This window comes from Jiangella rhizosphaerae, assembly GCF_003579925.1.
Classification (GTDB): domain Bacteria; phylum Actinomycetota; class Actinomycetes; order Jiangellales; family Jiangellaceae; genus Jiangella; species Jiangella rhizosphaerae.
Genome location: NZ_QUAL01000392.1, coordinates 1 through 10,738, shown reverse-complemented (window position 1 = coordinate 10,738; position 10,738 = coordinate 1). Strand labels below are relative to the sequence as shown.

Annotated in this window: 10 protein-coding genes and 1 pseudogene; 2 read left to right on the top strand and 9 right to left on the bottom strand. The window is 72.4% G+C overall.

Annotation, left to right across the window (positions count from 1 at the left end):
• Positions 1–430 precede the first annotated feature (430 nt).
• The 4 genes from DY240_RS26570 to DY240_RS26555 form a co-directional block, all read right to left on the bottom strand.
• The gene (locus DY240_RS26570; protein ID WP_119662683.1) at positions 431–1,357 is read right to left on the bottom strand and encodes an RluA family pseudouridine synthase; all 927 of its coding nucleotides are present in this window, start codon (positions 1,355–1,357) and stop codon (positions 431–433) included.
• Entirely contained in the window at positions 1,354–1,887 is a 534-nt protein-coding gene (gene lspA / locus DY240_RS26565; RefSeq protein ID WP_199702517.1) for a signal peptidase II, read from the bottom strand. Before lspA ends, DY240_RS26570 begins: the two co-directional genes overlap by 4 nt.
• Positions 1,860–2,285, bottom strand: a complete 426-nt coding sequence (locus tag DY240_RS26560) for a TraR/DksA family transcriptional regulator (RefSeq protein WP_199702514.1) — start codon at positions 2,283–2,285, stop codon at positions 1,860–1,862. Before DY240_RS26560 ends, lspA begins: the two co-directional genes overlap by 28 nt.
• A gap of 125 nt (positions 2,286–2,410) precedes the next feature.
• Positions 2,411–2,674, bottom strand: coding sequence for a DUF167 domain-containing protein (locus DY240_RS26555; protein WP_119662681.1), 264 nt, complete (start codon positions 2,672–2,674; stop codon positions 2,411–2,413).
• 293 nt (positions 2,675–2,967) lie between these two features.
• On the opposite strand from DY240_RS26555, the gene ileS reads away from it, so the two are divergent.
• Positions 2,968–6,135 carry an isoleucine--tRNA ligase gene (ileS, locus tag DY240_RS26550; protein ID WP_119662680.1) on the top strand — a complete coding sequence of 1,056 codons (3,168 nt, stop codon included), beginning with the start codon at positions 2,968–2,970 and terminating at the stop codon, positions 6,133–6,135.
• A gap of 60 nt (positions 6,136–6,195) precedes the next feature.
• Here ileS and DY240_RS26545 read toward each other — a convergent pair whose 3' ends face one another.
• From DY240_RS26545 to ftsZ, 5 genes are all read right to left on the bottom strand, one after another.
• Positions 6,196–6,996 carry a DivIVA domain-containing protein gene (locus DY240_RS26545; protein WP_119662679.1) on the bottom strand — a complete coding sequence of 267 codons (801 nt, stop codon included), beginning with the start codon at positions 6,994–6,996 and terminating at the stop codon, positions 6,196–6,198.
• 46 nt (positions 6,997–7,042) lie between these two features.
• On the bottom strand, positions 7,043–7,321 hold the full coding sequence (locus tag DY240_RS26540) for a YggT family protein (protein ID WP_197682826.1): 279 nt from the start codon (positions 7,319–7,321) through the stop codon (positions 7,043–7,045).
• Positions 7,322–7,427: 106 nt separating this feature from the next.
• On the bottom strand, positions 7,428–7,952 hold the full coding sequence (locus DY240_RS33920; RefSeq protein WP_119662678.1) for a cell division protein SepF: 525 nt from the start codon (positions 7,950–7,952) through the stop codon (positions 7,428–7,430).
• A gap of 119 nt (positions 7,953–8,071) precedes the next feature.
• The gene (pgeF, locus tag DY240_RS26530; protein WP_119662677.1) at positions 8,072–8,794 is read right to left on the bottom strand and encodes a peptidoglycan editing factor PgeF; all 723 of its coding nucleotides are present in this window, start codon (positions 8,792–8,794) and stop codon (positions 8,072–8,074) included.
• A complete protein-coding gene (ftsZ, locus tag DY240_RS26525; protein ID WP_119662676.1) occupies positions 8,794–9,996 on the bottom strand; it encodes a cell division protein FtsZ in 1,203 nt (400 codons plus the stop codon). The genes pgeF and ftsZ overlap by 1 nt, the downstream gene beginning before the upstream one ends.
• A 505-nt stretch (positions 9,997–10,501) precedes the next feature.
• On the opposite strand from ftsZ, the pseudogene DY240_RS26520 reads away from it, so the two are divergent.
• Positions 10,502–10,738 (top strand): annotated as a pseudogene (locus DY240_RS26520) (preprotein translocase YidC); the annotation flags it as partial.

Below are 10,738 nucleotides of genomic sequence, written 5' to 3'. Positions count from 1 at the left end.
GTGGTCGAGGTCGCCGCCGGCGCCCGGCGGCGCGATGACCGGCGGCCGGGGCGCGCCGAACAGTGCGGCCGGGCCATGCGCGGGCGGCACGGCGCCGGTGCGGGTCGCCGGGTCGACGCCGGAGTGCGGAGATGCGGTCACGGGATGCTCCTGTTTCCGTGAGCGGCGGTCCATCTCGGCGAGCCGGCCGCTCGGGCCACATGACGAGAGGCCCCAGGCCGATGCCTGAAGCCTCGTGAGCCGACTCGGAGGAAGGCCGCGCTACGCCTCGACGCGGCCGGCCACCCGGGCCGGCTCGATAAAGGCGAGATACGTGCGCATGACGGCGACGGTACCGGCCCGGCTCGCCGCCTGTCCACGACCCGGACCCGTCAGTTCACATGGCGAGACGGCCGCTCTCCGCCGGCCGCCTCGCCAGGACGGCGCGGGGTCACTGCGGGCGGAGGGCGTCGAGGGCGTGCTGGAGGTCGTCGGGGTAGGCGGAGGAGAACTCCACCCACTCCCCCGCCCCGGGGTGCTCGAAGCCCAGCCGCATGGCGTGCAGCCACTGGCGGGCCAGCCCGAGGCGGGCGGCCAGGGTGGGGTCGGCGCCGTAGGTGAGGTCGCCGACGCACGGGTGCCGCAGCGCGCTGAGGTGCACCCGGATCTGGTGCGTCCGCCCGGTCTCGAGGTGGATCTCGAGCAGGCTGGCGGCCGGGAACGCCTCCAGCGTCTCGTAATGGGTGACGCTGGGCTTGCCGCCGGCGACGACCGCCCACTTGTAGTCGTGGTGCGGGTGGCGGTCGATGGGCGCGTCGACGGTGCCGCGGGACGGGTCGGGGTGGCCCTGGACCACCGCGTGGTAGACCTTGTCGACCGTCCGCTCCTTGAACTGCCGCTTCAGCGACGTGTAGGCGCGTTCGGACTTCGCCACCACCATGAGCCCGCTGGTGCCGACGTCGAGCCGGTGCACGATGCCCTGTCGTTCGGCCGCGCCGCTGGTGGAGATGCGGAACCCGGTGCCGGCCAGGCCGCCGACGACGGTCGGGCCGGTCCAGCCGGGGCTGGGGTGCGCCGCCACGCCGACCGGCTTGTCGACCACGACGACGTCGGGGTCGTCGTGGACGATGCGCATGCCCTCGACCCGCTCGGGGACGACCTGGACGGGCGCGGGCGGCGACGGGATCTCGACCTCGAGCCAGGAGCCGCCGCGCACGCGGGTGGACTTCAGCGCGACGTCGCCGTCGACGACGACGTGGCCGTCCTCGACCAGCGCGGCGGCCCTGCTGCGGGAGAAGCCGAACAGCCGGGCCAGGGCGGCGTCCAGGCGCTCGCCCTCGAGCCCGTCCGGCACGGGCAGGCTGCGGTGCTCGCTCACGTCGCGACCACCTCGCGCCGGCGTGCCCCGTCGTGCGGGACGCCGCGCACGCTCAGCACCGCCACCAGCACGGCGCCGGTGACGATGGCGGAGTCGGCGACGTTGAACACCGGCCAGTTCGGCAGCTCGACGAAGTCGACGACGTGGCCGCGGAACGCGCCTGGCATGCGGAAGATACGGTCGGTGACGGTGCCGAGCGCTCCGCCCAGCACCGCGCCGAGCGCCACCGCCCAGCCCCGGTGCGCCACCCGCCGGCTCACCGCGACGATCACCAGCACGACCACGATGGCGACCACCGTCAGCACCGGTGTCATGTTCGTGGCCAGGCTGAACGCGGCGCCCGGGTTGCGGATCAGCCGGAACTGCACGACCTCGCCGAGGACGGGAACCGCGCGGCCCGGATCGAGCAGCGCGACCGCCAGGATCTTCGTCAGCTGGTCGGCCGCGAGCACCGCGGCGGCCACGGCCAGGAGGACGCCGGTGCGCCGGCGCCCTCCGTCCGTCAGCGGCGCTCCTGCTTCTGCTTGCACGTCATGCACAGCGTGGCCCGCGGGAACGCCTGCAGGCGGGCCTTGCCGATGGGGTTGCCGCAGTTCTCGCAGATGCCGTACGTGCCGTTCTCGATGCGCCCCAGCGCCCGCTCGGTCTGGATGAGCATGTCGCGGTGGCTGGCCGCCAGCGACATCTCGTGCTCCCGCTCGAACGTCTTGGTGCCGGTGTCGGCCTGGTCCTCGCCGCCGGTGTCGCTGCTGCGCAGCAGGTCGGCGATCTCGGCCTCGGCCTCCGCGATCTCCTCGCGCAGCCGCGTGGCGTCGGCGTTCAGCTGCTCGCGCACCTCCGCGAGCTCCGCTTCCGTCCACGGGTCCTCGTCCTCGCGGACCACCAGGGCGGCCGCCTCAGCGGCCTCGACCTCGCTGTTTCCGGCCACGGTGTCCACCTTCGCCTTCGCACCCGCCATCTGCCTCGCCACCTTCCAATTCCCCCGTCAGCCCCGCCCACCCACCCCTGCGCAAGAGCCAGGTGCCGTGAGAATAGATCGTGACCCGCCCGTCATCAATCCGCCTCGCGCATGAGATCTGCCAGGCGCGATGCCGCCGCGTCCGGGACCTCGACAGTCTTGGTCCTGCTGGTCGTTCCGGTGAGCAACGTCACCTCCCGCCGGCGTATTCCCAGTGCGCTGGCCAGGGCCTCCAGCGCGGCCCGGTTGGCGGCGCCGTCGACGGCCCGCGCCTGGACGGCCACCACGAGAGCGTCGCCGTACCGGCCGCCCACCGCCGTCCGGGAGGCACCCGGACGCACCCGGATCGTCACGCGCACGCGGCCAAGGGTAGTCGCGCGTACACTCTGTGGTACGCGAGCAGGCGTGGACGGGGACGAGTACCCCGCGTCGACGGTCAGGAGCGAGCCGGGGACGGTGCGAGCCCGGCGACACGGGCGCGGGCGAAGATCACCCCCGAGCCGCCGGAAGAACGGCGTCACGGCGCCCAGTAGACCCGGCCGCGCGAACGAAGAGGGTGCGGTTCCCGCCGGGAGCCGGCCAAGGAGGGTGGTACCGCGGGGTCCGCCTCGTCCCTCCGTCGGATCTGCTGACGGAGGATACGAGAGAACCGATGACCGAGCCGACCGGCTACCGCGAGGTGCCCGCCCAGGTCGACCTGCCGGCGCTGGAGCACGACATCCTCGCCTTCTGGCGCGACAACGACGTGTTCGCGCAGACGGTGAAGAACAGCGAGGGCCGCCCGCAGTGGACCTTCTTCGAGGGTCCGCCGACCGCCAACGGCATGCCCGGCACCCACCACATCGAGGCGCGCGCGTTCAAGGACGTGTTCCCGCGCTACCGGACGATGAAGGGCTACCACGTCCCCCGTCAGGCCGGCTGGGACTGCCACGGCCTGCCGGTGGAGATCGCCGTCGAGAAGGAGCTCGGCTTCGAGGCCAAGAGCGACATCGAGGCGTACGGCGTCGCCGACTTCAACCAGAAGTGCCGCGAGTCCGTGCTCCGTCACGTCGACGCGTTCGAGCAGCTCACCGAGCGGATGGGCTACTGGGTCGACCTCTCGCAGGCCTACCGCACCATGGACGCGTCGTACGTCCAGAGCGTGTGGTGGTCGCTCAAGCAGATCTTCGACAAGGGCCTGCTGGTCGAGGACTACCGGGTGTCGCCGTACTGCCCGCGCGACGAGACCGCGCTGTCGTCGCACGAGCTGGCGCAGGGCTACGAGACCGTCGTCGACCCGTCGGTGTACGTGCGCTTCCCGCTGACCGGCGGACCGCTGGCGGGCCGGGCGTCGCTGCTGGTCTGGACGACGACCCCGTGGACGCTGGTCTCCAACACCGCGGTCGCCGCGCACCCCGACGTCACCTACGTCGCCGCGCGGGCGGCCGGATCCGACGAGACCCTCGTCGTCGCCGAGCCGCTGCTGGCGTCGGTGCTGGGTGAGGACGCCGTGGTGGTGGCGTCGTTCACCGGCTCTGAGATGGAGCGGTGGACGTACCAGCGCCCGTTCGAGCTCGTCGACATCCCCGACGCCCACTTCGTGGTGGTCGACGGCTACGTCACCACCGAGGACGGCACCGGGCTGGTGCACCAGGCGCCCGCGTTCGGCGCCGACGACCTGCGGGTCTGCCGCCGCTACGACCTGCCGGTGGTGAACCCGGTGCGCTCCGACGGCACGTTCGCCGAGGACGTCCCGCTGGTCGGCGGCCAGTTCTTCAAGCGCGCCGACGCCGACCTCGTCAACGACCTCGAGCACCGCGGCGTGCTGTTCAAGCACGTCCCGTACGAGCACGAGTACCCGCACTGCTGGCGCTGCCACACGCCGCTCATCTACTACGCGCAGCCGTCCTGGTACATCCGCACGACGCAGATCAAGGACGCGTTGCTGCGCGAGAACGAGAAGACGAACTGGTACCCCGAGACCATCAAGTGGGGCCGCTACGGCGAGTGGCTGCGCGGCAACGTCGACTGGGCGCTGTCGCGGAACCGGTACTGGGGCACGCCGCTGCCCATCTGGCGCAACGACGAGGACCCCTCGCGCATGGTGTGCGTGGGGTCGCTGGCGGAGCTGTCGGAGCTGGCCGGTCAGGACCTCTCCGAGCTCGACCCGCACCGGCCCTACGTCGACGACGTCACGTTCACGCTGCCCGGCGTGCCCGGCACGTTCCGCCGCGAGCCGTACGTCATCGACGTCTGGTACGACTCCGGCGCGATGCCGTTCGCGCAGGTCGGGTACCCGTACGCGCCCGGAAGCGTGGAGGCGTTCGAGAAGACCTACCCGGCGCAGTACATCTGCGAGGCGCTGGACCAGACCCGCGGCTGGTTCTACACGATGATGGCCGTGGGCACGTTGGTGTTCGACCGGTCGTCGTACGAGAACGTCGTCTGTCTCGGGCTGATCCTGGCCGAGGACGGCAGGCGCATGAGCAAGCACCTGGGCAACATCCTCGAGCCGATGCCGCTCATGGACGAGCACGGCGCCGACGCCGTCCGCTGGTTCATGCTGGCCAGCGGGTCGCCGTGGCTGCCGCGCCGGGTCGGGCACGCCGGCCTGCAGGAGATCGTCCGCAAGGTGCTGCTGACCTACTGGAACACCGCCTCGTTCCTGTCGCTGTACGGGCGGACGGCGGGCTGGCGGCCGGGCGCCGACGCGGCGCCGCCGGTCGCCGAGCGGCCGGTGCTGGACCGCTGGGCGCTGTCGGAGCTGCACCGGCTGGTCCGCGACGTCGACACCGCGCTGGACGGGTTCGACACGCAGGCGGCCGGCGCGCGGCTCACGGCGTTCGTCGACGACCTGTCGAACTGGTACGTCCGGCGGTCGCGGCGGCGGTTCTGGGACGGCGACCCGGCCGCGCTGGCGACGCTGCACGAGTGCGTCGAGACGCTGACCCGGCTGATGGCGCCGATGGTGCCGTTCATCACCGAGCGGGTCTGGCAGGACCTCGTCGTGCCCGCCGTCCCCGGCGCCGCGTCGTCGGTGCACGCCGCGACCTGGCCCGAGGCCGACGACTCGCTGATCGACGACGCCCTGCGGGCGGAGATGTCGCTGACCCGCCGGCTGGTCGAGCTGGGCCGGGCCGCGCGGGCGGAGTCCAAGGTGCGCACCCGCCAGCCGCTGTCGCGTGCGCTGGTCGGCGCCCGCGGCTGGGAGACGCTGCGGCCGGAGCTGCGCGCCGAGGTCGCCGACGAGCTGAACGTGGCGTCGGTGCTGTCGCTGGCCGAGGCCGGCGCGGGCGAGGATCTCGTCGACGTGTCGGCGAAGGCGAACTTCCGGTCGCTGGGCAAGCGGTTCGCGAAGGACACGCCGCAGGTGGCGCGGGCGATCGCGGCGACCGACGCCGCCGCGCTGGCGGCGACGCTGAAGTCGGACGCTCGAGCGACGCTCGACGTCCCCGGCCTCGGCACGGTCGAGCTGGCGCCGGACGACGTCGTCGTCACCGAGACGCCGCGCGAGGGCTGGGCGGTCGCCCGCGAGGGCGAGACGGTCGCGCTGGACCTCACGCTGAGCGACGAGCTGGTGCGGGCCGGTCTGGTCCGCGAGGCGGTCCGGCTGGTCCAGGAGGCGCGCAAGTCGTCCGGGTTCGAGGTGTCCGACCGCATCGAGCTGGCGTGGTCGGCGTTGGACCAGATGGCGGCCGCGCTGCGCGAGCACCACGCGCTGCTGGCCGACGAGGTGCTGGCGACGGCCGTGCACGAGGGCCTGGACGCGCTGCCCGGTCTGCCCGACCACGGCGACGCCGACCTCGGCCTGACGTTCCGGGTGCGCCGGGTGCAGGCCTGACGCGCGAAGGGGCCCGGCCGGCGGATCACCGCCGGCGTCGGGCCCCTTCCGCGTGCTCCGTCAGCGCTGTTCGTCGTCGAGCAGGCTGGCGACCGACCGGAGCGAACCGCCGGTCTGCGCCGCCTGGGCGTTGCCGCCGCTCGGGCCGGCCGGCTGCGGCGCACCGCCGCCGCCCGCCGCCGCCGCGGGGACCTGCCCCACGCCGGTGTCGGCCTCGTCGACCCCGCCGGTCTCGAGCTTGCGCAGCTCGCGCTCGAGGTAGGACTTGAGCCGGCTGCGGTACTCGCGCTCGAAGGCGCGCAGGGTCTCGAGCTCGCGTTCGAGGTCGGCACGGTCGGACTCGAGCTTGCCGAAGACCTGGGCCCGGCGCTTCTGCACCTCCTGCTCGATCGAGTCGGCCCGCTGCCGGGCGTCCTGCTCGATCTTCGCGGCCTTGGCCTTGGACTCGGAGTCCAGCTTCTCCGCACGGGTGCGGGCCTCGTTCATGAGGCGGTCGGCCTCGGCCTTGGAGTCGGCGACCAGCTCGTCGGCCGTCTTCTGGGCCAGGGCGAGCACCTTCGCCGCGGCGTCGCTCGGCTGCACGCCCGTGGGGACGGCGGCCGCGGCCGACGGCGGGGCCTCGGGGGCCTTCGGCGCCTCGGGCTGGCGCGGAGCCTGGATGGGCTCGGCCGACGCGGCGACTCCGCCGCCACGGGTCACGGCGGAGAGCTTGTCGCGCAGCTCGTCGTTCTCCCGCTGCATGCGCGCGAGCTCGGCCTCGACCTCGTCCAGGAACTCGTCGACCTCCTGCATGTCGTAACCCTCGCGCAGGCGGACCGTCGTGAACTCCTTGTTCTGGACGTCCTCGGGCGTCAGTGGCATAGCGTCACCTCGGATGTGGGCATAGGCAGAATGTCACCGTACCGCGTCATCCTAGGGATCCGACAACAACAAGCAGAATCTGGACCAGGATGATGAGCACGATGAACGCCAGGTCTAGGGCGACCGAGCCGATCCGCAACGGCGGAAGGACGCGACGAATCGCCCGCAGTGGCGGGTCGGTCACCGTGTAAATGGCCTCCAGCACGACGAGCACCAGCCCCTTGGGCTGCCACTCGCGCGCGAAGACCTGAATCCAGTCGACCACGAGCCGGACCAGCAAAGCGATGAAGAACAGCCACAACACCGCGGAGAGAATCTGACTCACAGCCGACACAACACCTGAACTTACCTGACGTCGGCTCGGAACGATGACTTGGACACGGCGAGCCGGGCGCGAGTTCGCTCAGTTCGCGGCTCACGCCCGGCCCAGGTCAGCTCTGGTTGAAGAACCCGCCGCTGACCATGCGGGCCTTGTCCTCGGCCGTCACGCTGACGTCCGCGGGTGTGAGCAGGAACACCTTGGCCGTGACGCGGTCGATGCTGCCGCGCAGGCCGAAGATGAGGCCCGCGGCGAAGTCGACCAGCCGCTTGGCGTCGGCCTCGTCCATCTCGGAGAGGTTCATGATGACGGGCGTGCCGTCGCGGAAGTGCTCGCCCAGTGTGCGCGCCTCGTTGTACGTCCGCGGGTGGAGCGTGGTGATCCGTGCCTCGCGCATGGCGGGTGCCCTTCGTACTGCCGCGACGGGCCGGCGGTCGGCGAGCGAGGCCACCGTCGCGGTGTGCTCGCGCTCGCGTTCGGGTGCCCGCTCGCGACGCGGTTCCTCGACGGGCTCGTCGTCGAACTCCTCGACGTACGCCTCGTCGTCGGCTTCGTACTCGTCGTACTCGTCGTCGTAGCGGTCTCGGTCCTCCACGAGGCCGAGGTAGACCGCAACCTTGCGCATTGCGCCGGCCATTCAAGTCCTCCGCGCTAGTGGGTGGACGGTCCCCTGTTGATCCAGACACTAGACCCGGGAATCGCCGGATCCGGGGATTGTGAGCGCGACACGCCCACGTGTCGCAGCAGTCACACCAATCACGCCTGACTCATCCACGCCAGCCCGGCGAACCGTCCGGTGACGCCGTCGCGCCGGTAGGAGTAGCTGTGCGGGTCCTCGAACGTGCAGGTCGCGACGGTCTCGACGGTGGTGCCGGCGGCGCGCAGCTGGGCGACGACGCCGGCCGGGACGTCCAGCGCCGGCGTCCCCTGCCGGGTGACCGCCCACGCCTCCGGGACGACGGCGGCGACCTCGGCCCGCATCGCCTCGGGCACCTCGTAGCAGCGGCCGCAGACCGCCGGCCCGACCCGCGCGACCAGTTTGCGGGCGCCGAGGTCGCGCATGGCCGAGATGGCCGCCGGGACGACGCCCGCCGCGAGCCCGGGCCGGCCCGCGTGCGCGACGGCGATCACCCCGGCGTCCGGGTCGGCCAGCAGGACCGGCACGCAGTCGGCGACGAGGACGGCGAGCGCGCGACCCGGTTGCGTCGTCACCAGCGCGTCGACCTCAGGAGCGGGTCCGGCCCACGGCCCCTCGACGACGGCGACGGCGTTGCCGTGCACCTGGTTCATGTAGCTCACCGCGCCCGGCGCGAGGCCGATGGCCGCCGCCAGCAGCTCGCGGTTGCGCCGGACCGCAGCGGGGTCGTCGCCGACGTGCCCGCCGAGGTTCAGTTCGTCGTAGGGAGCCGCGCTGACGCCACCGTGCCGGTCGGTGAAGGCGAACCTGACCGACCCCGCGGTGCTGGTGTCGCGGAGCACTACTTCAGGAAGTCCGGCACGTCCAGGTCGTCGCTGGGCGTGGCCGGGACGATGCGTCGCTGCTCGCGGGGTGGGGCGGGCGGCGCGGCGGGTGCGCCGTCACCGTCGTCGCCGCCCGTGTCCCCCTGGTCGCTCGGCTTCGCGGCGGCCGGGGTGGCCGTCGCGACCGAGCCGATGCCCCCGGCGGCGGCCGGGCCCGATGCCCCGGACGCCGATTCGGGCTTCTTGACGGTGCCCAGCTCGCGGCGGACCGGCTGGCCGCCGTCGAACCCGGCGGCGATGACGGTGACCCGGACCTCGTCGCCGAGCGCGTCGTCGATGACGGCACCGAAGATGATGTTGGCGTCGTCGTGTGCCGCCTGCGCGACCAGGTTGGCCGCCTCGTTGATCTCGAACAGCCCGAGGTCGGAGCCGCCGGACACCGACAGCAGGACGCCGTGGGCGCCGTCGATGGACGCCTCGAGCAGCGGGCTGGAGATGGCCATCTCGGCGGCCGCCACCGCGCGGTCCTCGCCGCGGGCGGACCCTATTCCCATGAGCGCCGAGCCGGCGTTGCTCATGACCGACTTCACGTCGGCGAAGTCGAGGTTGATCAGGCCCGGCGTGGTGATGAGGTCGGTGATGCCCTGGACACCGGAGAGCAGCACCTGGTCGGCGCTCTTGAACGCGTCGAGCACGCTGACCTGGCGGTCGCTGATCGACAGCAGCCGGTCGTTCGGGATGACGATCAGAGTGTCGACCTCTTCCCTGAGCGCCTCGATGCCGGCCTCGGCCTGCAGCGCGCGCCGTCGCCCCTCGAACATGAACGGGCGGGTGACCACGCCGATGGTCAGCGCGCCGAGCGAGCGCGCGATGCGGGCCACGACGGGCGCACCGCCGGTGCCGGTGCCGCCGCCCTCGCCCGCCGTGACGAAGACCATGTCGGCGCCCTTGAGCACCTCTTCGATCTCCTCGGCGTGGTCCTCGGCGGCCTTGCGGCCGACGTCGGGGTTGGCGCCGGCGCCCAGCCCCCGCGTCGCCTCGCGGCCGACGTCGAGCTTGACGTCGGCGTCGCTCATGAGCAGCGCCTGCGCATCGGTGTTGATCGCGATGAACTCGACGCCCTTGAGGCCGACTTCGATCATGCGGTTGACCGCGTTGACTCCGCCGCCGCCGATGCCGACGACTTTGATCACCGCGAGGTAGTTCTGCGGAGCAGTCACTGGACATCGCCTTTCGTCGAGTTCAAACCCTCACCCTCAAGTTGAGGTTTATAGTTATGTCAACCTGAGGATGATGAAACGCTAAGCGCGATTCCGGCTCGGCTGCCGTAGACACGCCGTAGTCGGCGCGGATTGGCGCCTCGTGGTCCCGTCCGCCTGAGTGCCCTTACCCTTGTCGCCATGACTCGGTGGCTCGGCGCGGCGGCCGGCGTCGTGGCGGCCGTGCTCGCCGGCCTGTTCGCGACGCCCCTGGGCACGGCGCCCGGCGTGGTGGCGCTGCTGGCCGTCCTGATCATGGTGCTGGCGATGCTGGCCACGTCCCGCTCGCGCACGGTCGTGGGTGCGCGCAACGCACCGGGCCTGCGCCGCGTGGCCGCCGCTCCTCCCGTCGTCATCGCGCAGACCGACCCCGACGCCGCCGCCCGCCCTCGGCCGAGAGCTCCGTCCGGGCAGCTGATCCCACTCAGCTGTCCGTCCATGTGCTCTCGTTCCGAAGGGTCCCGTCATGCTGTCCGTTCTCGACACACCTGCCCAGGCAGTCTCCGAGCTCGTCCTCGCCCTCTCCTCCGCTGCGGAGCCGCTCGCCGGTGACGCCGCCACCGGGGTCGCCATCCTCGTCGTCGTCGTGCTCGTCCGGCTGTTGCTGCTGCCGCTGAGCCGGCGCGCCGCCCGGGCCGGCCGTGCCCGGCTCGCCCTCCGCCCGGCCGAGCTGCGGCTGCGCGAGCGCTTCCGCCGCGACCCG

Excerpts from the sequence above, each read along its gene's own strand:
- ileS (WP_119662680.1), top strand. The coding sequence starts at position 2,968 with ATGACCGAGCCGACCGGCTACCGCGAGGTGCCCGCCCAGGTCGACCTG.
- DY240_RS26545 (WP_119662679.1), bottom strand. The coding sequence starts at position 6,996 with ATGCCACTGACGCCCGAGGACGTCCAGAACAAGGAGTTCACGACGGTC.
- DY240_RS33920 (WP_119662678.1), bottom strand. The coding sequence starts at position 7,952 with ATGGCCGGCGCAATGCGCAAGGTTGCGGTCTACCTCGGCCTCGTGGAG.